This window comes from Enterococcus villorum, from assembly GCF_007990225.1.
Classification (GTDB): Bacteria; Bacillota; Bacilli; order Lactobacillales; family Enterococcaceae; genus Enterococcus_B; species Enterococcus_B villorum.
Genome location: NZ_BJWF01000040.1, coordinates 1 through 23,541 on the forward strand (window position 1 = coordinate 1; position 23,541 = coordinate 23,541).

20 protein-coding genes and 1 riboswitch are annotated in these 23,541 nt (G+C 35.9%); of the genes, 4 read left to right on the top strand and 16 right to left on the bottom strand.

What is annotated here, in order from left to right; translation table 11 throughout:
* Positions 1 to 129 precede the first annotated feature (129 nt).
* The 7 genes from EVI01_RS11330 to EVI01_RS11360 form a co-directional block, all read right to left on the bottom strand.
* Positions 130 to 1,131, bottom strand: coding sequence for an SIS domain-containing protein (locus tag EVI01_RS11330; protein ID WP_010750483.1), 1,002 nt, complete (start codon positions 1,129 to 1,131; stop codon positions 130 to 132).
* A gap of 12 nt (positions 1,132 to 1,143) precedes the next feature.
* Positions 1,144 to 2,193: an SIS domain-containing protein gene (locus EVI01_RS11335; RefSeq protein ID WP_010750482.1), complete on the bottom strand. Its 1,050-nt coding sequence runs from the start codon at positions 2,191 to 2,193 to the stop codon at positions 1,144 to 1,146.
* Positions 2,194 to 2,208: 15 nt separating this feature from the next.
* Positions 2,209 to 3,030, bottom strand: a complete 822-nt coding sequence (locus EVI01_RS11340; RefSeq protein WP_010750481.1) for a PTS system mannose/fructose/sorbose family transporter subunit IID — start codon at positions 3,028 to 3,030, stop codon at positions 2,209 to 2,211.
* On the bottom strand, positions 3,017 to 3,796 hold the full coding sequence (locus EVI01_RS11345; RefSeq protein WP_010750480.1) for a PTS mannose/fructose/sorbose/N-acetylgalactosamine transporter subunit IIC: 780 nt from the start codon (positions 3,794 to 3,796) through the stop codon (positions 3,017 to 3,019). The genes EVI01_RS11340 and EVI01_RS11345 overlap by 14 nt, the downstream gene beginning before the upstream one ends.
* A 17-nt stretch (positions 3,797 to 3,813) precedes the next feature.
* The gene (locus EVI01_RS11350; protein WP_010750479.1) at positions 3,814 to 4,284 is read right to left on the bottom strand and encodes a PTS sugar transporter subunit IIB; all 471 of its coding nucleotides are present in this window, start codon (positions 4,282 to 4,284) and stop codon (positions 3,814 to 3,816) included.
* Between the two features lie 12 nt (positions 4,285 to 4,296).
* Positions 4,297 to 4,716, bottom strand: a complete 420-nt coding sequence (locus EVI01_RS11355) for a PTS sugar transporter subunit IIA (protein ID WP_010750478.1) — start codon at positions 4,714 to 4,716, stop codon at positions 4,297 to 4,299.
* Positions 4,717 to 4,792: 76 nt separating this feature from the next.
* Positions 4,793 to 7,561, bottom strand: a complete 2,769-nt coding sequence (locus EVI01_RS11360) for a sigma-54-dependent transcriptional regulator (RefSeq protein WP_010750477.1) — start codon at positions 7,559 to 7,561, stop codon at positions 4,793 to 4,795.
* A 427-nt stretch (positions 7,562 to 7,988) separates the two neighbouring features.
* Here EVI01_RS11360 and EVI01_RS11365 point away from each other — a divergent pair, with 427 nt between their 5' ends.
* The gene (locus tag EVI01_RS11365) at positions 7,989 to 9,704 is read left to right on the top strand and encodes an ABC transporter ATP-binding protein (protein WP_010750476.1); all 1,716 of its coding nucleotides are present in this window, start codon (positions 7,989 to 7,991) and stop codon (positions 9,702 to 9,704) included.
* A gap of 1 nt (position 9,705) precedes the next feature.
* Positions 9,706 to 11,472 (top strand): ABC transporter ATP-binding protein, encoded by a 1,767-nt coding sequence (locus EVI01_RS11370; RefSeq protein ID WP_010750475.1) that lies wholly within the window; start codon positions 9,706 to 9,708, stop codon positions 11,470 to 11,472.
* A gap of 291 nt (positions 11,473 to 11,763) precedes the next feature.
* Here the strand turns inward: EVI01_RS11370 and EVI01_RS11375 are convergent, their stop codons facing one another.
* The 3 genes from EVI01_RS11375 to mgsA form a co-directional block, all read right to left on the bottom strand.
* Positions 11,764 to 12,339 (bottom strand): hypothetical protein, encoded by a 576-nt coding sequence (locus EVI01_RS11375; RefSeq protein WP_010750474.1) that lies wholly within the window; start codon positions 12,337 to 12,339, stop codon positions 11,764 to 11,766.
* A gap of 754 nt (positions 12,340 to 13,093) precedes the next feature.
* The gene (locus tag EVI01_RS11380) at positions 13,094 to 13,630 is read right to left on the bottom strand and encodes a folate family ECF transporter S component (protein WP_010750473.1); all 537 of its coding nucleotides are present in this window, start codon (positions 13,628 to 13,630) and stop codon (positions 13,094 to 13,096) included.
* A gap of 37 nt (positions 13,631 to 13,667) precedes the next feature.
* Positions 13,668 to 13,766: riboswitch (THF riboswitch) on the bottom strand.
* Positions 13,767 to 13,921: 155 nt separating this feature from the next.
* A complete protein-coding gene (gene mgsA, locus EVI01_RS11385) occupies positions 13,922 to 14,347 on the bottom strand; it encodes a methylglyoxal synthase (RefSeq protein WP_025480604.1) in 426 nt (141 codons plus the stop codon).
* 177 nt (positions 14,348 to 14,524) lie between these two features.
* Here mgsA and EVI01_RS11390 point away from each other — a divergent pair, with 177 nt between their 5' ends.
* Positions 14,525 to 15,634, top strand: a complete 1,110-nt coding sequence (locus EVI01_RS11390; RefSeq protein WP_010750471.1) for an ABC transporter ATP-binding protein — start codon at positions 14,525 to 14,527, stop codon at positions 15,632 to 15,634.
* A gap of 144 nt (positions 15,635 to 15,778) precedes the next feature.
* Here the strand turns inward: EVI01_RS11390 and EVI01_RS11395 are convergent, their stop codons facing one another.
* The 5 genes from EVI01_RS11395 to EVI01_RS11415 form a co-directional block, all read right to left on the bottom strand.
* A complete protein-coding gene (locus tag EVI01_RS11395) occupies positions 15,779 to 16,405 on the bottom strand; it encodes a hypothetical protein (protein ID WP_010750470.1) in 627 nt (208 codons plus the stop codon).
* Between the two features lie 134 nt (positions 16,406 to 16,539).
* Complete coding sequence (gene rsmA, locus EVI01_RS11400; protein WP_010750469.1) at positions 16,540 to 17,418, bottom strand: 16S rRNA (adenine(1518)-N(6)/adenine(1519)-N(6))-dimethyltransferase RsmA; 879 nt, start codon at positions 17,416 to 17,418, stop codon at positions 16,540 to 16,542.
* On the bottom strand, positions 17,411 to 17,977 hold the full coding sequence (gene rnmV, locus EVI01_RS11405) for a ribonuclease M5 (RefSeq protein ID WP_010750468.1): 567 nt from the start codon (positions 17,975 to 17,977) through the stop codon (positions 17,411 to 17,413). Before rnmV ends, rsmA begins: the two co-directional genes overlap by 8 nt.
* A complete protein-coding gene (locus EVI01_RS11410; protein WP_010750467.1) occupies positions 17,970 to 18,746 on the bottom strand; it encodes a TatD family hydrolase in 777 nt (258 codons plus the stop codon). Before EVI01_RS11410 ends, rnmV begins: the two co-directional genes overlap by 8 nt.
* Before the next feature lie 172 nt (positions 18,747 to 18,918).
* Positions 18,919 to 20,232, bottom strand: coding sequence for an APC family permease (locus EVI01_RS11415; RefSeq protein ID WP_010750466.1), 1,314 nt, complete (start codon positions 20,230 to 20,232; stop codon positions 18,919 to 18,921).
* A gap of 171 nt (positions 20,233 to 20,403) precedes the next feature.
* On the opposite strand from EVI01_RS11415, the gene EVI01_RS11420 reads away from it, so the two are divergent.
* A complete protein-coding gene (locus EVI01_RS11420) occupies positions 20,404 to 20,985 on the top strand; it encodes a hypothetical protein (protein WP_010750465.1) in 582 nt (193 codons plus the stop codon).
* A gap of 244 nt (positions 20,986 to 21,229) precedes the next feature.
* Here EVI01_RS11420 and metG read toward each other — a convergent pair whose 3' ends face one another.
* On the bottom strand, positions 21,230 to 23,239 hold the full coding sequence (gene metG, locus EVI01_RS11425) for a methionine--tRNA ligase (RefSeq protein ID WP_146811694.1): 2,010 nt from the start codon (positions 23,237 to 23,239) through the stop codon (positions 21,230 to 21,232).
* Positions 23,240 to 23,541: the final 302 nt, after the last annotated feature.

A 23,541-nucleotide genomic window follows, 5' to 3' on the forward strand; every position in this document is an offset into this window, starting at 1 on the left:
AACCTTATCCACGGTGTTCGAAGGCTTGCATCTACGACAATAAGCCCAAACAGAGGAAAAACATGAGAAGCTGTTTTTCTCTGTTCGTTCTTATTGCTTGATGCAGAACAGCCTTCTCACAACCTCTTATCAATACTCAAATTGTCGATAGTATCTTCTAATTTCTAATGGATGACAATTCAATTGTTCAATATGAGCATCGATTCTTTGAGTCACAGCGTGCATGAGTAAATAAGAAAGTACTCGGCCTCGATATTTTTCTTCAATTCCTTCCACTGGGTATTCCTTCGTATCAATCAATGTATAATTCGCACAAATTCTAGGTAAAAGATTTGCCACTCGTTCAGCTAACACTCGTTGTTCGTCTTCTCCTAAAAATAGAGTAACTGGCGTCGTCTCCTCAATCACTTCCAATGTGCCATGTAAAAACTCTGCCGCATGAATCGATTTAGAAGGCAACCAACTTTGTTCCTCCCAATAGCACATGGCATAAGAGTAAACTGCTCCCCACTGATTTCCTGCGCCGATAAAGTAATGCATGGCATCACGGCGATGTTTTTCAGCGAATGCTAAACCAAACGCATCTGCTTTCTTTTCTGCTTCTACTAATCCAACAGCTAAGTGTGCTTCTAATTGTTGGTAATACGTTTCATAATCTTCAAACTCCCCGTTATTGTGCATCAAGCGATCTGCGACCATGAAAAACTTGATTTGTTCCGTTCCTGGTGAAGGGTAAGTAATCGTATGATCGCATAATTGTGCAAGTGGGCTTTCTTTCGTATCAATAAAGCCAATAAGTGTTGCGCCGACTTTTTTGATTTCTTTCACTGCTTGAACGACTTCTTGCGTTGTTCCTGTAACAGAAGACAAAATCACAATCGATTTCTCTGTTAATCGTTGATTTCCTGTCGTATAGTATTCTGCCGCATGTTGGACATAGACTGGTAACTTGCTTTTTCCATTTATATAAGTAACAGCTTGCATGGCTGAAGCATAGGTACCACCGATACCTAAATAGTAAATAGCATCAAAATTTTCTTCGAGTCCGTCAATAATTTGTTCCACTTGTGGGCGTAAGCCTAATGCACCATTAATATCGTTGATTTGTTTTTGTTCGTTAAATTTTAGCATATTATCCACCTCTTAAATTTTACTTTTTAATACATCATCAAAGTCATCAAAAATTTTTTTTCCTAAATCGATTCCTTTTGCTGTTGCAATTTTATAAGCTAAAACTTGAATTGGCACAACTAATGCCAAGCAAGAAATCAATTCATCACACGTTAAATCAAGATTTAGTTGATTTTTCCTGTTTTCTCCATCTGTTGTCAAAACAAAAGTCTGCCCTACGTAGTTCTCCATATATTGTGCCAATCGTTGGGACCGTAAACGATTTTTGCTACTGGTTTCTAAAAAAAACAAAAGATGGGTAGGATTTGCCTCTAAATACGGACCATGCATGTAGGCTTCTAACTCAAATCCTTGGGAAGGCTCCCGAACCGTTTCTGTAAATTTTGTTTCAAATTCCTTAGCCGTCCCCCAGTTTGGTCCATAACCAATCGCAATAAACCGTTTTGACACACGGAATAAGGCTTGATTTGTTTCAAAAAAGTTTTCCGTTTGCTCAATAATTTGAGGAATTTGGTTGATCATTTTTTTTAATTGGAGAATCTTCTCCTCTTTTTGCTTTTCTGTAAGTTTCCCTTTACTCACACCGATTCTTAGACCTAAAAGAATCAGTTGAAGAACGGTTGCACAATATCCTTTTGTCACAAAACCTACTTTTTCAATCCCCATATTTAAGTCAATCACTTGATCGACTTCTTTTGTAATTGGACTTTTTAAATCGCCAGTTAAAGCAATCGTCTGTTTTTTTGAAGTGCGAACTTGGCGAATCGCATCTATTGTTGAAGCGCTTTTCCCACTTTGCGAAACAGCAATAACTGTGTCAACTTGTGACGATAGTTTTCCATAATGATTAAAATGGTAAGGTTCTTGAATATCGATCGTCAAATCGCCATAACTTTCTAATGCAGGTTTGGCAGATAGACAAGCATTGTAAGAAGAACCTGTCGCAAGAATCAAAAGATGATTCATTTTTCTATAAGAGGGATCGGTTAGCTGATCCTTTGTCTCCATAATTGATGACAAAACCTCTTTTTCTTCATGAATATAATCTAACATGGTGAACATATGATTTCCTCTTTTCTAAAAGATTCCGATCCAAGAGCCAACAATTCCAAAAATAGCTAAGCCAATCAAGATCATTAATGGTTTGACTTCCTTTTTCAATAAATAAAAGACTGCACCAAAAGCACCTAGGCTTAAGATATTGGGAACAATATCGTCAAAGATACTTTGGATGGTCACTGCATTTTCCCCTGTCCCGATTTTTAAAGGGATATTAATATCAATCATTGTCGCTGTCATAGCACCTACAACCATTAATCCAATAATCGATGCCCCTAATGTCAAACTTTCCATCATGCCATTTTCTTGAATTTTTTTTAGAAATCCTGTTCCTAAACGATACCCCCAAGTCGTAGCCAAATAGCGAAATAAGAGATGAGGAATATTGAAAATTAAAAGAAAGAGAATCGGTCCTAAAATATTGCCTTGCATGGCCAAAGAAGTCCCTACTCCGGTAGCAATTAATCGTAAAGTGCCCCAAAAAAAGGAATCACCAATTCCAGCTAAAGGTCCCATTAATGAGGTTTTAATGCTATCAATAGTGGTTACATCAAACGCTGGATCATTTTTATTTTCTTCCTCCATGGCCGCATTAATTCCTAAAATTAATGTAACAATGTGAGGGGTCGTGTTAAAGAACTCTAAATGACGTTTAAGAGCTGCCGCCATTTCTTCTTTTGTATGGTAAAGTTTTTTTAATATCGGAATAATTGCATAGACATATGCCATATTCATCTGTCTTTCATAGTTCCATGAAAATTCCATTTGAAACGATCGCCAAAAGACATGATTCAATTCTTTTTTTGTAATTCGATGTTCTTCTTGTTTAGAAGTCTTCATCGTCTTCTACCTCCCCTGCTGAAGTCTGAATGTTCACTTGTTTGACGTTCATGATATTAACCACCACTACTGCTAAAATCGCCCCAAAAATAGCCACACCAGTCACTGGAACATCCAAGTAAGAAGCAACGGCAAAACCTAAAAAGAAGTAAGGAGCAACTTGTTTATTTATTAATAATCGTGCTAACATCGCAAATCCTAGTGCCGGAATTAACCCTGTCGCAACAGTTAAACCATTTTGAACAAAATCCGGTATTTTAGCTAAAAGGTTCCCAATGGTTTGACTGCCAACCAAATAGGAAATCATAACCACTAATCCAAGCATCAATGATAAGCCAAATCCTGCGAGTAAATGCATATGTTCGACACCTTTGTAATTCCCATCATCTGCGTAACGGTCGGCTTTGTGGTTCATAAGTGGAATCAATAAACCTAAGTAAACATTTTTTAAAATAAGCGTTAAAGTTGCAATTGGCAAACCTAATAATAAAGCTGTTTCTGTTCCAGCCCCTGCCGTAATGGCAAAAGCTGTTCCTAAAATTCCACCCGTTACTACATCTGGTGGAATGGATGCACCAACTGAAAATGAACCAATAAAGGCAAGCTCTAATGTCGCACCCATAATAATGCCAGTTTTGACATCTCCTAAAACGATACCTGTAAACAATCCCGTCACAATTGGACGAGAAAGCAGGGAAGTTCCTAACGCATATTCTGATTGCGCAATAAAAGCAACTAGCCCTAAAAGAACGGCTTGTAAGATCATCTGCTCGTCTTCCTTTCTTATAAAATTTCTTTTGCTTCTATTTTTTTATCTGCTGGTACTTGGCGGATTTCTACCTCTACTCCCTCGATAATCAACTGTTTTAATAACTCTTCTTCTTCAGGTAAAACATTGACTGCTTTGCCTAAATTTCTAGTGCCTTCTTTCGCTTTGATTCCACCTAAATTAATTTGTTTTATCTGTGGACATGCCTTGGCTAATTGATACGCATCTTTGATCGATTCAACGACAATAAATAATTTGTATTTATCGGTGACACCGCTTTGTAAAGCAACGATTGAATCTTCAATAGACTTGATGACTAGCTTCACTCCTTGTGGTTTTGCTAATTTGATCGTTGTTTTACGTATCTCATTGTTTGGTACATCATCATTTGCAATCAAAATGCAGTCGGCGCCGATGGACTGTGTCCAAGAAAAAGCCACCTGTCCATGTAGTAAACGATGATCCACTCTTGTTAAAATAATCATTTCCTCTTCCTCCTAAAATTCCTCTTCTTCTATTTTCTTTTCGATACTTTCATTACAAAACTGAAGCATCGCTTTTGAATCATTCAATGCTTGATGAATCAAGGTTGCGATTGAATCAGCGGTTTCAATCTTTGTCGCAAGTTCAATCAATAAGGGTAAATTTAAACCAGCAATCAAATAAATGTTTGGTTGCTGAATATATTGTAAAAATTCATTATTGACACTTCCTCCAAACAAATCAGTAATGATAATTAGTTCTTGTCCTTGGTATTTAGCCATTAATTGCTTGACTGTTTTCGCTAAGTCAAAAGTTTCCGTGCTATAACAATCTAGGGCAAAAATTGAATGGTTTGTCCCAAAAATTAACTCTAATGAATCTAGGATCCCAGAAGCAAAATGTCCATGGGAAGCTAAAATAATTTTTCTCTCCATCTTTCCACCTCTTTCTTACGTTCACTAAAAATAAAGCAAGATGCGTGCCAAGATAGTGGCTGCACCTTGCTTTATTTTAAAATTCTTCTTCTTTACCAATTTTTTCGTCCACATTGACGAGAATATCATAAATGTAGGCCACTTCTGAAAGAGGGATGATGACACTATAATGTTCCTCTATGACACTAAACGCTTCTTTAATTTGAGCTAAGGTTTCTTTTTGACACTGCACCAACTGTTCTTGACCATCATAAGTTTCAATCGGTATTTGTCTGATTAAACGTTCGATCAGACAACTAACATGGACATAAAGCGCAATTTTTTGTGGCATGTTTATCCGTTTATCTAAACGAATTTCTAACTCCTGCATAAATAATTCAATCTCCGTCATCACTTTTTCTGTATCAAGTATCGTGACAGACTCTAACACTTTTTCTAATGAAAAATGGCGAACAAATTGCTGACCAAATGCTTCTTTTTCTTTGATTGAAAAAATGGGCGTCAACCATTGAACAAGCTTATCCATTTTTTCTCCTGAAATCAACGATTCTAATGAAAGATATGGAATGGCATCAATTTTAGGATTAGTCGTTCCAATAATTCCGATCACATCATACATTGAAAAAACAGATTCTGATGCCTTTTTTTGTGTCAATACTTGATATTCATAGGGAATAATTTTTAGTAATCCGTTTACCGGCAAGCTTTTTTCCAGTAATTCGCTCATATGAACTGCTGTACCAATCCCGGTCACACAAGTAATAAGTAAGGCTTTTGGCTTATTTTTTTGTGGATAGATCATTTTCCATTCCGCTTTTGTAGAGGCTACTGCTGCTTGTACAAGTTCTTCTAGATCTGTGGTCTCTTGCATTTTTTCTCCAATATTTATGACTAAGGGTGTCGTTACATTATTCAAAATGACGATTGGCGCAAACACTTGATCTTTGAATAATTGGTATATTTCTTTCAATGAACCCATATCAACTAAAATGATCAATCCATTAGATAGATCGTGATGATTACTGTAATCAATGATCTCATCGGCAATTTGTTGCGGTGTCACATCTAAAGGCATATCAAACGATTCAAATAAATCTTGACCTAACAAACGATTGGCTACGTTTGCCATACTACTAGCTGTTGCATAACCATGTGCCGCAATAATCGCTTTGGGAAGACTTTGTCCTTTTGTCCATTTTGTTCGTCTTAAATAAATCGTCAATAAGATATGATCCAATAAAGTCGTTTCTAAATCTAACTTTGCTTGTGTCAATTCAAGCAATCGATGCGCATAATGGTAATTTGCCGGATACATGTTTTCCAACTGTCGGTTTAATTCCATCATCAATTGTACAATTGTTTGGTCTTCTGGTAGCCACTTTACCGTACTTCTTTGATAAAGATAATAACTTAGTGCGTACACCGTATTACCATCAAATCGAATTTGGTAGGCACTTTCCATTTGTTTTAACGTTTCACGAATCGAGTGTAACCAATAAACAAGTAATTCATGCTTTTTTTGGCGACTCGTTTCAAACAATAAAAAATCAAATAAGTATACGACTTCTTCCTTTAGTTTTTCTTCACAGTCGCCTAACTTCGATCCATTTTTTTTAAAGGTTAATAATAATGTTTCGAAGCAACGAATGATTCGTTCTTGTTCAGGGTGCCATTTTTCGATTAAATGATGCAATTCTTTTTTATCAGTGATCCATACAGATGCTTGTGAAGAAGGATCTTGGTGGGGAACTTTCAGAAGATGCCGTTGGAGATGCTGTAACTTGATTGATAGATTATTTTCTTCTTTTTGTTCAGCAAATGCTTTAGCAACAGCAACTTTCACACTATTTTTCAACTCACCAATGTTTCCTGAAAAACTTTGATGTGTCAATAAAGATAACACTTGACCACTCACTTTCATCGGTCGATTGATTTTTCTTTGTTCATTTAGAAAAAAAGAATAAATCAATTCTAACCGTTCCTCTTTACTACGGGCTTTCAAAGAAGGCAGATCAATTTTAAAAGGGATTCTGCGCATAAAAGTAGGCAAAAAATAATTGGTAACTTCTTCAGTAGTAGCAAAAAAAAGACGTACGTTTAGCTTTCTTCCCTTATTTGTCTCGCCCATACGATAGATGATTCCTTGATCCAAATAAGTAAATAACTTTTCTTGGCCTTCTGGGCTTAGTCGATGGACTTCATCTAAAAACAGCATCCCTCCGTCGGCCGCTTCAAAGGCACCAATTTTATCTTGTGTGGCACCTGTGTAAGCACCATTAACGTGACCAAACAAATTACTTGTCAACAGTTCTGGATTGTTGGCATACTGTGCACAATTCAATGTAACAAACGGAGCATTTTCTGGTAGTAAATCATAGGCTAGACAATATTGATAAATCATATTCACAAGAAAACTTTTGCCCGTTCCACTTTCTCCAGTCAGTAAAACAGGCAACCCACCGTCTGGATAAAAAAGAGCCGTCTTTATCTGTTCGATACTCTCTTTGAGACTAGCATCATGACCGATCACTAAAGAAAACAGATCCTTATTTCGAGCAAAAATCGGTTGTTCCGCTATGATTTCTTTGGGAGAGGTATAATATTTTTTTCTTAAAGAAAAAAATTGTTGTTCAAAAGCGCTCTTATGAAAGTAATAAACAGGACGTGAATTAATTTTAACTAAAATTCCTTCTTCATTTAATTGATTAAGGTAATGACTCACTGTATTACGTTTTACTTTGAAATATTGTGCTAGGTATTGCGCTGTAAATACTTCACTAAGCTGTGTCAAATCAATAAACGCCGTTTGATTTTCTAAATAGTGTTGGATTTCTTTCTTTAACATTTTCTCACCTCTCCTCAATCATAGGAAACGCATTCATTTTGTCAATCACTATTTTTCTTTTAAAACAAAAAATTAGCACATGAAAAAAGACGCATAAAAAAATTTTTTGCTCATTCACCTCAAAGTTTCATTTATGAAAAGGCTTATTCACTTTTCATTCTAAATTTCATAAGCTACAATGTGAGAGTACCTACTTATACATAGGAAAGAACTAGATTGAGGAAAAATCTAACGACTAGTAAACAATGTTTTAAGATGAATTTTTACAAAAAATAGGCAGAAAATTTTCAAAATTAATTATTCTTTGTTCTGCATCATACGCACTATTTTAGCCATAAGGATTCAATCTTGTCAGAAATTATTTTTTGATCTCTTTCTCAATCAAACTCTTCTTAGCTGATGGTCAATATATTTTAGGAGGAATCATATGATTCAGTTATTGCGTTATGCAAAAGATTACCGTAAACAGATCATTCTAGGACCAGTTTTTAAATTCTTGGAAGCAGTTTTTGAATTAATTTTGCCACTACTAATGGCTTCATTAATTGACAATGGTCTAAAAATGAACAATCGCGAAGTGATTATTAAAATGGGGCTATGGATGATTGCGATGTCAGTAATTGGTTTAATTTGTGCCATTATTTGTCAATATTATGCCTCAATCGCTTCTCAAGGATTTGGTACTGAACTTAGAAATCAACTGATCAAAAAGATCAATTCCCTTTCACACAGTGAATTAAACCATTTTGGTACAGATACATTAATCACTCGCATGACTAATGACATCAATCAGTTACAATTAGCACTTGCCATGGTCATTCGTTTACTTATCCGTGCGCCGTTTTTAAGTATTGGTTCAGTTGTCATGGCCTTCGTGATCGATTGGGAAGCTGGATTATTTTTCTTAGCTTTACTGCCAATTTTTTCGATTATCCTATTTTTCATTATCAAAAAAACCATTCCTCTTTATCAAAAAGTACAAGAAAAACTGGATCGTTTGAATGAAACCGTCAGTCAAAATCTAAGCGGTGTCCGTGTTATTCGTGCTTTCTCTCGTACTAAAACGGAAATTAAAGGATTCGATCAAGATACGGATGAATTAGCTAAAAACTATTTGCGTGTTTCAAATATTTCTGCTCTTTTGTCTCCAGCGACTACATTAATCATGAACATCGGCATCATTTGTTTATTAACAGTTGGTGGCTTAAAAGTAAATATTGGTCACTTACAACAAGGAGAAGTACTAGCTTTAATCAATTACATGAACCAAATGTTATTAGCCTTAATTGTTGTTTCCAATTTGGTTGTCATTTTCACTCGTGCTGAAGCTTCTGGTAATCGGGTAAAAGAAGTATTAGCAACTGAAAATACCATTAAAGATGCCACTGATCCACTGACACCAAATTTCCGTTCAGAAAATATCGTTCAATTTGACCACGTGGATTTTCGTTATACAGAAAAATCTGGGTTATCTTTACAAGACATTACTTTTTCATTAAAACGAAATACCGTTTTAGGGATCATTGGTCCGACAGGTAGTGGAAAAACAACCTTAACGCAATTGATACCACGTTTTTATGATGTGAGCACTGGCTCCATTTCTTTTGATGAAGTGGATGTTCGTTCATGGAAGCTTGATTCTCTAAGAAGCCAAATTGCTCAAGTACCGCAAACAGCTGTTTTATTCACTGGGACGATCCGCGAGAATCTCCAATGGGGGAAAAAAGACGCAACAGATGAAGAATGTTGGGAAGCATTAAGAATTGCCCAAGTGGAAGATTTCGTTCGTCAATTACCAAAAGGATTAGAAACAAAAGTGATGGAAAACGGAAAAAATTTCTCTGGTGGACAAAAGCAACGGTTAACGATTGCTCGTGCATTGATTGCTAAACCAGAATTATTGATTTTAGATGACTCTTTAAGTGCATTAGATTATCAAACCGATCTGAATCTAAGAAAAGCACTTCAAACTTCATTGAACAGTACAGTGATTATTATTTCTCAACGTATTCGTTCGATTCAAGAAGCACATTCAATTCTTGTGATGGATCAAGGTCAAATTGTGGCACAAGGCAAGCACGAGGAGCTACTAAAAGTTTCCAATGAGTATCGTGAAATCGTCGCGTCACAGGAGGAAGAATAAAATGAAAACAAAAAAATTATCTTGGCAAACACTCAAACGATTCACTCCTTACCTCACTGCTTATTCTAAAGATATTTGGATAGCGATTTTTCTAGGAATCGTTAATGGTGTGGCAACAGTGGTGATGACCTTACAAATTGGTCAAAGTATTGATCAAATGATTGGAAAAGGACAAGTAAACTTTACCCAATTATTCCATCTCTTATTCCTGTTTGGTGGAATCGTGTTGATTAATGTCGTCAGCCAGTGGTTGATTCAGGTGTTAAGTAATCGTTTAGCTTATTTATCAGTTGCCAAACTGCGAAAAGATGCTTTTACTCGTCTAAATAAGTTACCACTTCGTTATTACGATCAAAATTCTCATGGAAATATCGTTAGTCGTTTTACCAATGATATGGACAATATTTCTATCGCCATTTCAGCTGCCTTTAACCAATTATTTGCTGGTGTGGCAATCATCGTTTTGTCTTTTATCTTCATGTTACGACTTAGCCCATTGTTAACCTTAGTTGTCATATGCTCCACACCGATTATTTTTCTTGTCAGTTGGATAGTCGCACGTGCCTCACAAAACGACTTTGACAATCAGCAAAAAATCATCGGAAATATTTCTGGTTTTGTGACGGAACGCATTGGGAACCAAAAAATCGTCAAAGCGTTTCAACAAGAAGAAATGAATCAACAGCAGTTTCAAGCCTTAAATACAGATCTATATAAAAAAGGCCAACGAGCACAGTTTTCTTCTTCTTTAACCAACCCTTCTTCTCGCTTTGTTGATCACCTCGCTTACCTTTCCATTGGTCTAGTAGGTGGCTTGCTTGCTTTAAGAAGTGGTTCTGCCATTACAGTTGGGGTTATCTCAAGTTTTACGATTTACTCGAGTCAATTTTCAAAACCTTTTATTGAATTATCTGGGATTACGACACAAATTCAGACTGCTTTTTCTGGTTTAGAACGGGCCTTTGAATTAATGGACCAACCAGAAGAAACTCCTGATGAGCCAAATGCTTATGCACTAAATCCAGCCACAATTAAAGGAGAAGTGACATTCTATCATGTGTCTTTTTCTTATGAACCCAATCAACGTTTGATTGAAAATTTCAATTTTACCGCAAAACCTGGACAAACAATCGCTATCGTAGGAAAAACAGGTGCCGGTAAATCAACCTTAGTCAATTTATTGATGCGTTTTTACGATACTACTTGCGGGTCTATTACCATTGACGGTTATGATATCCGAGATATTCAAAGAGATACTTTGCGAAAAAGTTTTGGAATGGTCTTACAAGATACTTGGTTATTTGACAGTACTTTAAGAGAAAATCTTCAATATGGGAATCCCGAAGCGACAGATGAAGAAATTAATCGAGCATTGAAAGCTTCGTATATGTATGAATTTGTGGAACGATTACCTGAAAAGCTAGAGACGAAAATTGGAGGTCAAGGACTTAAAATATCCGACGGTCAAAGACAATTATTGACAATCGCTCGCACGATGATCAGTAACCCACCGATGTTGATCCTAGACGAAGCAACAAGTTCTGTCGATACCTTAACTGAAAAGAAAATCCAAGATGCCTTTTTAACAATGATGAAAGGCAAAACCAGTTTTGTAATCGCCCATCGCTTGTCCACAATCAAAAATGCCGATCAAATTCTTGTGATGGACCAAGGTTCAATTGTCGAAATGGGAACACATGATGAATTGTTACAAAAAGATGGTTATTACCATCAACTTTATCAAGCACAGTTTACTAAAAATAGTTAATGTAAACGTGCATGTTAATGGCTATTTTTAAATGTTTCTCAAAAGGCTCTGCCTTGCTTTTGAGAAAATAGTGATTCTTAATTACTTCACCTATTTTTTATAAGATGACAAGAATAAATACCTAAAAAAGCAAAAGAATACCTAAGAAACAAAAAGGATCCTACAAAAAACAAGTTTGGTTTTGACATCATACATCAAAGCCAAACTTGTTTTCTTTTTGAGAAAAACGATTGTTCTACAAATTACTTTCACTACTTTATTTACATATATCTAACATCCATTTAATAAAATTCATCCTATTTTATTAAGCGAAACAGCTGTGATACCAAAAGAACCAGGGTATCGGCTGATGAATTGCAATTTCACTTTATTGTATTTTTCATCATGATTATTTATTGTAGTAGTATATATTTTCCATAAACCATCATGGTTAACAGGAACGATTTCTACATCACTGACCCCTCCTGCTGCTGTCCATTTATCAATCTGAAGCATACTATTCCCAGAGGTTGAAGTGCTGTACCCCAAAAATAATAGTCTATAAGTTGCATTAGGATCAATGTCAACAGATTGGTTCAGTGCGCCGTAATTTCCCTCTATGGTCATCTTTGCGTAGTTCCCGTGTTCAAATTTTGCTATTTCAATTTTTTCTCCAGCTAATTCCCAACCATCGAATCCTTTTGAGAAATCGCCATTTATAATTAAATTTTCTGTTTCAGAAGCTACGTTATTCATTTTATTTATTTCCATAGATTGATTTATAGATGAGTTGCTCGCAGCTATCGCTGGTGAAGCAGTACCTAAAGATACACCTAAAAGAATAGCTCCTGTAAGTACCATATTTGAAAAAATATTTTTTGTTTTCATTGTTTAAACATCTCCTTGATTTAATTATTTAAATACCTTCTAACTATTGTTCGGATGTTAAATACATGATACAAAATATCTATTTAAAAGGAATATTTACTTTATTCACCTCCATAACTCATTCCTTTTTTATATTATCCTCCTCTTATATTTCATCGCGTTCTTTTGTTCTCTTATCTTTATCTGTTGATGGTATCCTTGTACATATAAGTAGTTTTATAAAATAAAATATTAACATGCAAACTAAAAACGCTCTCTTCTTATCACTACTATCCCTATTTTTACTCGTTAAATCTTGAGAAAGACACTATCCGTCCCCATTTACTTACATTGTAGACGTCTCAGAAATTTCCATGATAGATGCCATCATTCTAGACCTCTTCCTAATATTATTTTACAATGAGTAAAATATGATTTTTGGTCCAAAAATTATAAAAATTTCTATTTTAATTGAACTTGATTTTCTAAAGTTATCATTTATAAATAAATTCCGTGAACTATTGCTTGAACAAATGACTGCAAGTCTTCTTTAACTATATAAAAAAAACTTTGTTCACTCTTCTTACTATCCTAAGAGAATGGGCATTTAAGCGAATCACTTTCATGACCTATTGAAATAAGAAAAAAATTTTAAGTTATAGGTATTCATTCGATTTTGCCACTACAAAGAGAAAATGATTTTCTCTTTGTATCTCCTGAATTTTTGACAATATAAAAAAACAGCCTTCTGGGATGGGAAGGCTGTTTTTTTTGTTTATTTTGTGTGAAGTGCTAAACTTCTTAATATTTTTTTATAGGGTATGCTGCGCCCAACATAATACATCGCAATCGTTTGAATCGGTATCCAAACAACTGTTTTTAATAACCTTGGCGCCCAGACAATCCAGCTAAATAATGGCACATGATACATCATTGCTAGCCACAGAGGTGTTAAGATCAAATTAATCACTAGCGTAACTGTTAACGTGGCAAATAACGTATTTTTCCAAGTAATTTCCTTTCGGTAAAAAAAGAAACCATAAATCGCGCCTTCAATAAAAGCATTTAAAGTAAATCCGATAAAGAAAGCTGTTTTTGAAAATAAGGCCATTCCGACTAAATCAGCTAATACTCCTCCTATTCCAGACCAAAAAGGACCAAATAAAATCCCCATAATCATCTGTGGAATAAATGTAACACTGATTTTGACAAAAGGGGTTTCGATTGATACCAATCGGGATAACGTCACCATTAAGGCAATCAATAACCCCATGATAGCAATCATGCGTGCGTCTAATCGATTTTTCTTCATTTCTTAGCATCTCCTTTAAGAGCTGCTACATCATATATGCAGCGAATGCGAAAATAAAACCGCGAACAACCAGTTCTTCGTCAAAGAGGCAACATCCCATCCTCTCAGCACTTAACGCTTTATTTTCTACTCTGTTTTATTTTTGGGAAACTCATCCCAGCAAAACTATAGCATAGATGCTATTCATCTGTAAATAAAAAAACATATATTACCAAACAAACCAAACCTCTTGTTCGTGAATAGCTGCACATTTCTAAAAAACGTTCGTCATTCACCTTTAAAAAACGAAATTTATTCGTCAATCAATGGCTGATTTTCTTTCTCATGAATCACTTTACGAAAATCTAAAAATCCTGCTTCTAAGCCTCTTAATAAAACTTCTGCCGTACCAATATTCGTAGCCAAAGGAATTTCATAGACATCTGACAAGCGAATCAAAGCAGTCACATCTGGTTCATGGGGTTGCGCCGCTAACGGATCGCGAAGAAAAATGACCAAATCCAGTTGGTCTTCTGAAATCATCGCACCAATTTGTTGATCCCCACCTAAAGGACCAGACTTAAATCGATGAACGTTTAAACCAGTTGCTTCCGTAATTTTCCCACCTGTCGTTCCCGTAGCAAATAATTCGTGTTTTTCTAATATCTCTTTATAGGCTGTTGTTAGTTTGATCATTAACGGCTTTTTACGATCGTGAGCAATTAATGCAATTTTCATCTTTACCATTCCCTTCCCTCTTCAAAAAAAAGTTTCTTAGACTTATTCTACCTTATTAACTAGCAACTTGACCAAAAAATAAGACAATTCTTGTTCAAGTTGCCATTGCAACAAGATAACGCTTTCAATTATACTGTGTTCATAAATAAAAACAAAGCGAGAGTGGGAAATGACAAGATGGTAGAAATGGCCCTAAAACATGTATATAAACAATATGACAATGCAGAAAACTATTCTGTAACAGATTTTAATCTAGCAATTGATGATCGTGAGTTCATCGTTTTTGTTGGACCTTCTGGATGTGGAAAATCAACGACGCTTCGCATGATTGCAGGACTAGAAGATATTTCAGAGGGAGAATTAAGTATTGGCGGTAAAGTCATGAATGACGTCGCTCCAAAAGACCGTGATATCGCAATGGTTTTCCAGAACTATGCACTATACCCTCATATGACTGTTTTTGATAATATGGCTTTTGGTTTGAAGTTAAGAAAGTATGACAAAGCAGACATTAAAAAACGTGTGGAAAATGCAGCTGAAATCTTAGGATTAACGGAATATTTAAAGCGTAAACCAGCTGCTTTATCTGGTGGACAACGTCAACGTGTGGCGCTAGGTCGAGCAATTGTGCGTGATGCAAAAGTTTTCTTAATGGATGAACCTTTATCAAACTTAGATGCAAAATTACGTGTCGCAATGCGAGCTGAAATCGCTAAACTTCATCAACGTTTAGAAACCACCACTATTTATGTGACACATGACCAAACAGAAGCAATGACAATGGCTGATCGTATTGTCATCATGAAAGATGGTTTCATTCAACAAATCGGTACACCTAAAGAAGTATATGATACGCCTGTTAATATGTTTGTGGCCGGTTTTATCGGTTCACCAGCGATGAACTTTTTCCAAGTTACATTAAACAACGGAGTGATTTCAGATGGACATGGACTGAAATTAAAAATCCCAGAAGGTAAAAACAAAGTCTTAGTCGAAAAAGGTTACGAAGGAAAAGCAGTCGTTTTCGGTATTCGTCCTGAAGATATTCACAGTGAACAAGTCGTCCTGGATGCTCAACCAGAAGCTGTCGTTCATTCTGAAGTTGTTGTCTCTGAACTATTAGGTGCGGAAACAATGCTTTACACAAAAACAGGTTCGACTGAATTTATCTCTAAAGTGGATGCTCGTGACTTCCACAAACCAGGCGAAATGGTCGATTTAGCCTTCAATATCAGCAAAGGACATTTCTTCGATAAAGAGACAGAAGAAGTCATTGGTTTACCTTAAATTTCTTAAAAACTTCATTTGAACTGAATAAAAGAAAAAATAGAAGCCTTCTCAAGATTTGTATACTGAGAGTGCTTCTATTTTTTCTTTTCTAAACAACAATAATTGTTCCTAATCAATAGTGGCCTTTATGTTAGGAATTATTTAAGCAACTTTTTTTATTCTATTTGTTGAAGTCTCTGTTTGGCTTGCTTTTCTTGCTTTTGTAAAAACTGGGATATCAAAATATTTACTTAACGTTCCAGCGATAAAATACGCAATATTGTAATCAACTAAACTATGAATAATGCCACCGATCCCCATTAAAATAAATACTGTATAAAAATAGCCTTGGGAATAATAAGTTTCTGGCATATTTCCTAAGAAGAAGAATGCACTAACCACTAGCATTTCAACGACCGAATGAATCAGCGCTATCAGTAAGTTAAATCCTTGGAATCGCCAATTTGCTAAAGTAAACTGTCCATTTTTTAACACAATACCTGGTTTTTTTTGTAGATACAATGCTCCAATTACGGCAAATACCAAATGTGATAATGCACGCAGCGCAATAATGACAGGTGTGGTCAAAAAGAAACCAAAAGTAGTTCCTAAAGCCACCGTGATCGCCATACCGGGTGAAAAAAACATCGCAATAAATATAGGTACATGAGAAGCTAAAGTAAAAGATGCTGGTGGAATCATGATTTTAGGCATAACCATTGGAATAATCACACCCATCCCGATCAGCAGTGCAGAAATTGTCAGGGAACGAACTGAATTTTTTTTCATTTTTTTCTCTCCTTATCTGTCTTGACACCTTTATGTCGTCTTATTTTAACTTTAAGTGGCAGAAGTGTCAAGACACATAAGCAACAAAAAACGTGACCTGTCAAGGTTGACTTGACTGGTCACGTTTTTTTATCTTATTTATTTGCCATTGCGTTACTTAAAGCAGCAAATTCTTCTAATGAAAGAGTTTCACCACGGCGTTTAGGATCAATGTTGGCTTGTGCTAAACTTTGACTCAACCAAAATTTCGTCTCTTCATCTTTTCCATAGGTTGACAGCAAGTTGTTCCATAATGTTTTTCTTCGTTGTTGGAATGCTGCTTTAGTTAAACGGAAAAAGGCTTTTTCATCGTTTACTTCCATAGCTGGTTTTTTTCTTCTAGTTAATTTTAAAATTGCCGAATCAACATTTGGCTGAGGAACAAACACTGTTTTAGGAACAATAAAAGCCACGGTTGCTTCCATATAATACTGAACAGCAATGGACAACGAACCATATGCTTTAGTACCAGGTTTGGCAGAAATGCGATCAGCCACTTCTTTTTGCATCATGACAACCATTTCCTCCACTACTAATTCAGATTCTAAAAAATGCATCATAATTGGCGTAGTAATGTAATAAGGTAGATTGGCAACTACTTTAATCGGCAAGTCTTTTTCAAAATAAGTCGCTGCTTCTTGATTTAAATTTGTTTTTAGAATGTCTTGGTTAATCACGGTCACATTTTTATAAGGGGCTAAAGTATCTTTTAATACGGGAATCAATCGATCATCAATTTCAAAAGCCACGACTTGATTAGCATTTCGCGCTAATTGTTCCGTTAAAGCACCGATTCCTGGTCCGACTTCAATGACATTGGTCTGTTCATTGATTTGACCAGTTTCAACAATTTTTCTTAAAATGTTCGGTTCAGTCAAAAAATTTTGTCCTAAACTTTTTTTAAAAGAAAAACCATGTTTCACTAAAATTTCTTTTGTTCTAGAGGGTGTCGCAATATCACGATGTTCACTCATTTTGTTCCTCCACTTTTCTCATTGCTTGTACAAATTCTTCTGGTGTAATTCGAAACATTTTTAACCGTTTTTCCAACTGTTTCCCATTGGTATACCCGATTCTCAATTCGTCGCCTAATTTTTCACGCTTTTCTTTTGCTTGTGCTCCAGCTATTAAACCATGTGCTACAAGTATCTGTCTAGTAATCTCAGAAGTTTCTTCTTCTAAAGCCGGTGTCACAACTTTCTTTAAAGCTTCTAAAATTGCCTCATCACTTGCATGTTCGACACCAAGGCTTCCCTGTTTTTTCGGTTGCGCTTTTTTTCTTGGTAAAAAAGCATGTTTGGCTTGAGGGACAACTTCCATAATCGTCTTTCGAATCTTTTCCCCAGAAAAATCTGGGTCAGTAAATACAATGACGCCCCGTGTTTCTTGGGCATGCTCAATTTGCATCAAAATATCTTCATTGATAGCTGAACCAATCGTTTCGATCGTGTCGGCATCTACTACTTCTTGCAATCTTCTGGTATCGTCTTTTCCTTCAACGACTATGATTTCTTGAATTTTCAGTTTAGTCATTTTCACTTAACCGAAATAATCGATGCGCATTTTCCCAAGTTTGTAACGCCACTTCTTCTACTGATAAATTACGTAATTCTGCAATTTTTTCTACAGTATAGCGTGTATAACCAGGTTCATTTCGTTTGCCACGATAAGGCACTGGCGCTAAATATGGGGCATCAGTTTCCACTAACATTCGATCAAGAGGAACGTTTATCGCCGCTTCTTGTACATCAATCGCTTTTTTAAAGGTAACGACACCACTAAACGAAATATGCATGCCTAAATCAAGAAATCGCTTAGCCCATTCAAAATCACCACTAAAACTATGCATAATCCCACCAATATCACGAATATCTTCTTCTTTTAAAATATTATAGGTATCTTCCAAGGCTTCTCTCGTATGGATACTGATCGGTAAATTCATTTCTTTAGCGATTGCTATTTGTCTACGAAAAACTGTGGCTTGTGTTTCTTTAGGGTCTTCCATCCAGTAATAGTCTAAGCCGATTTCTCCTAATGCCACCACTTTTGGCATCGTCAATTGTTCTTGTAATTTTGTTTCAATTTCTTTGGTATAGCTTCCTGCCTCAGTTGGATGCCAGCCAATAATACTGTAGATGTTTGGATAATCATGACTAAGTTGTAAAGATTTCTCTATTGTGGGTGTATCAAATCCCACAACGGCCATCTTAGTCACGCCCAATTCTTTTGCTCGTTCAATCGTTTCTGGAATATCCTCATTGAATTGTTCTGCATTTAAATGGGTATGAGAATCAAATATCATCTGCCATCGCTCCTTTTCTTCATTACTTTAGCATATAAGCCGCTTTGGCAGAAGTATTAAAAACGAAAATCAAAGATTATTTTTAGAGAAACTGTTTTTTCCTACTAAAAAAACAAAGAACCTGTAAAAATTTTTCTTCACAGGTTCCACTATTTATGCCACAACGATGCACTTATTTATTTCTATTTTTGTAATAATAAACTGGTATTCCCAGTAAAGTAACTACAATTCCGATCATCGCCAGAACCGTCTGAGTAAACAAAGTCATACCTAAAATAAAGATTGCTCCAAAAATTGCAATTAAAGGAATCACTGGATATAAAGGTACTTTGTAAGGACGAGGAAGTTCTGGACGTTTTTTTCTTAAGATAAATACGCCAATAAAGATCAATAAACTAAATAACCACATCACAAATATCAACATATCTGTCAAAAAGTCAAAGGAACCTAAACTCATCATAATACACGCAATCACTAACTGAAAGATCGCTGGTGTATATGGCACAGTGAATTTTTTTGAAAGTTTCGTTAGTTGGTTACTAAATGGCAGTTCATTCTCTAAAGCCATCGCATAAGGAATACGTATTCCTGTTAAAGTGTATCCATTCAACGCACCATAAACAGAAATTAAAATACCAATGGTGACAATTTTTCCACCAATCCGACCAAAAATAACACCTGAGGCATCTGAGGCAGCATTTAGATTGCCCGCAATTTGATCAATTGGCAATGTTTTTAAGAAGACAAAATTAATCAATAAGTAAACAATTGTGACAAAACTTAGTCCTAGAATAATTGCTTTTGGTAAATCCTTTTCTGGTCGTTTCATTTCACCAGCCATCGCACCAACTCCAAGCCAACCATCATATGCAAATAAAGTTGCTAATAAAGCACTACTTAATCCTTGTGCAAAAGAAACATCTTTTCCTGCTTCAATCGGCAACAATTGAACTGTCCCATTACCTGGCGTCAACAAGCCCCATATAACAATCACAGCGAGCGGAATTAATTTAATCACTAAAGTGGCGGACTGAACGGTGGTTCCCACCTTAGTCCCTAATAAATTTAACCCAGTAATTGAAATAGCTGTAATAATAGCGATAACCAATAAATAATCAGTAGATAGCTGTAGTAAATTAATTAATTGTGTCGCAAAGATAATCGATAACGCCGCAATATTTGCTGGGAAATAAATCAAACTTTGGGACCAACCAAGTAAAAAACTAGGAAGTTTTCCATATGCGGCTTCAATATACTTTACAGCGCCACCAGTTTCTGGAATAGCGGTAGCAAGTTCTGCCACTGTTAATCCAGCACAAATTGTCAAAAAACCACCCAATAACCATGCCAATAGTGTCAAACTGGTAGATTGTGTACTCGCCGTTACAGCAGCAGTTTTAAAAAAAACACCTGCGCCAATAACTGTTCCCATTACTGTAGCTAATGCACCAAATAAATTAATCTCACGTTTTAACTTGCCTTTCATTCGCATCCCCTATTCCGATTGAATTTTAATATAACATTCAGTATAACTGAGAACATTTTATTTTGCTATCATTTTTTTCAGTAAATTTTATTGAAAGATACCTCTTTAGACGGATGTTGTTTAGTTAAACAAACGTTACACTATTCGTATGATGATAAAGGAGATTGATCCATGGATTTTAAGCGCTCCTATCCAAGATTAGCTACATTTTTAAGTAAACATTCAATCAGCAATAGAAAGGATCAACAGCAGTCTTTTTGGCATTGGTTTACCTTGAGTTTATTTGGTCTATTAACCATTGCTAATTTTCCGCAACAACTGTTCTTACTCTTTGTTTTTACATTGATCGTTGCCTTAATCAAAGGACCTGTGATGATCCTGTGGGGAATGATCTATACTTTCTTCATCAGTTTATTTCCTCCCATCGGTATCCTTTTATCTGTGTTATTCTTCTTAGTGAATATCGGAACTTTGACTAAAAATTGGTGTCTCTCGTTAGTTGCTGGCTTTTTTTATGTCTATCCCCTCATTATCCAACTGTTAAAATCTTTTGGTGATTTGAACAATGATTATTTTGTTACCGGAAGCTTGTTAGTAGGCCTTATTTTGTTCCATTTGATGTTGAAAAAACTTTATACAGGATACGGAATTGGTCGAACTGTCTTTTGGTATATTTTTGCCATACCATTTACAGTAGTGACCGCACTGCTTCCAAGTCGTTTAAAAAGGAAAAGATTCCCTAAGATAAAATAGGCTTTTTATAACGAATAATGAGCCTTGGCACCATTTAGAATCATCACATTCGTTCCCATTTATCTACTTCAACTTTTTCTAAAAAAAGGATGTGTTTTTTCATTCTTAGTTCTTTTAAGAAGATGGATTAGCCATGTCTTCTACCCTCAACACTTGCCTTATCTTTATAAACGAAAAAAAGAAGAGCGCTTTATGCTCTTCTTTTTTGTTCCTATTCTTAATATAAACAACTATTTTATCGCTACTAAGCAATTTCTGAGCCATTTGGCATGGTTTTAGGTGCTTCTACAACTTGTAATGAACCATCAGGTGCTTCTGCCGAAAGAATCATGCCTTGGCTGATTTGACCACGCATCTTACGAGGTTTCAAATTCGCTACAATCACTAGTTTTTTACCGATCAATTCACTTGGATCAGGATAAAATTCAGCAATTCCAGATAAAATCTGACGGTCTTGACTGTCTCCGGCATCTAAACGGAACTGCAGTAACTTGTCTGCTCCTTCCACTTTTTGACAATTGATCACTTCTGCTACTTTTAACTCCACTTTTTCAAACACATCAAATTTGATTTGTTTGTCTTTGCTAGAAACAAGCTCTGTTTCTTCTGGATCCCATTTTACTGACTCTTCGTTTGTTTGCGTTCCTTCAGACATTTTTTCTTGAATGTAGCTGATCTCTTCTTCCATGTCTAAACGTGGAAAAATAGGTGTTCCTTTTGATACAACTTTTGTACCAGAAGGAAATTCACCAAAATGCAAGCCTTCCAGATTCATTAATTCGGGATCTAATCCGAGCTGAGTAAAGATTTTAGTTGGTGTTTCTGTCATGATTGGTTGCAGTAAAATGGCTGTGATACGCAATGATTCCGCTAAATGAATCATGACGCTATCCAATTCTTTTTTCTTTTCTTCTTCTTTTGCTAATACCCATGGTTCTGTTTCATCAATGTATTTGTTTGCACGAGAAATCAAGACCCAAATCTCAGCTAATGCTGTATTGAACTCCATCTTCTCCATGGCATCATGATAACATCCCACTACGTTAGCAGCCGTTGTTGATAATTCACTATCAAAAGGTGTAACTAAAGAAGCATAGTCAGGAACGAGCCCATCGCAATATTTATTAATCATCGCAATTGTCCGATTCAATAAATTCCCAAGGTCATTTGCCAAGTCATAGTTTACACGAGAAACAAAATCTTCTGGCGTAAATACGCCATCCGAACCAAATGGTACAGCACGTAACAAATAATAGCGCAACGCATCTAACCCATAACGTTCCACTAACATTTCTGGATAAACGACATTTCCTTTTGATTTAGACATTTTCCCGTCTTTCATCAATAACCAGCCATGACCAAATACTTTTTTAGGTAACGGTAAATCTAAAGCCATTAACATGATCGGCCAATAAATCGTATGGAAACGAACGATTTCTTTTCCTACCATATGAACATCTGCTGGCCAATATTTTTGGAATAATGTTTCGTCATCTGAACCATAGCCTAGTGCGGTGATGTAGTTAGATAACGCGTCAATCCATACATAGACAACATGTTTAGGATCATCTTTCACTGGGATTCCCCAACTAAAGGTGGTTCTTGATACTGCAAGGTCTTCTAAACCTGGTTTGATGAAATTATTGATCATTTCATTTTTACGAGATTCTGGTTGGATAAACTCAGGATGTTCTTTATAGTATTCTAGCAGACGATCTGCGTATTTACTCATACGGAAGAAATAAGATTCTTCTTTCACCAGTTCAACTTCGTGTCCGCTTGGTGCTTTCCCACCAATAACATTGCCTTCTTCATCTTTATAAACTTCTGCTAATTGTGTTTCAGTAAAAAACTCTTCATCAGAAACAGAATACCAGCCTTCATATTCACCTAAATAAATGTCGCCTTGTTCAACTAAGCGATCAAAGATTTTTTGAACAGCTGCTTTATGGTAATCATCTGTTGTGCGGATAAATTTATCGTAACTGATATCAAGCGTTTTCCACAATTTTTTAACGTCTGCAGCCATTTTATCCACATAAGCTTGTGGTTCCACACCTAATTCTTCTGCTTTTTTTTCTATCTTTTGACCGTGTTCATCCACCCCAGTTAGATAAAACACATCAAAGCCCATCAATCGCTTATAACGTGCGACTGCATCACAGGCAATCGTTGTATACGAATTACCAATATGCAGTTTGCCACTTGGATAATAGATTGGCGTCGTAATATAAAAAGTCTCCTTTTCTGCCATGGGGCTCTTCCTCCTTTATCGCATCATGCGAATTCGTTTCCTTGCTAGTATACCATAAAACAAAAAAACTGCGATCATTTTTTCGTCTTCTATCACAATAAATCCCTTCTCACTCTCATCCTTTCCGCTACGAAACATGGTATAATGAAGAGGTTGTGAAAAAGCTGTTTAGCCTCAAGCATTAAAGAAAAATTCAACAAAACATGGAAAGCTGTTTTGTTGAATTTTTCTTTAATGCCGAAGAGGCTAGCTTTTGAACACCGTGGATAAGGTTGTGACAGAGCCGTTCAGCTCTGAGTAGT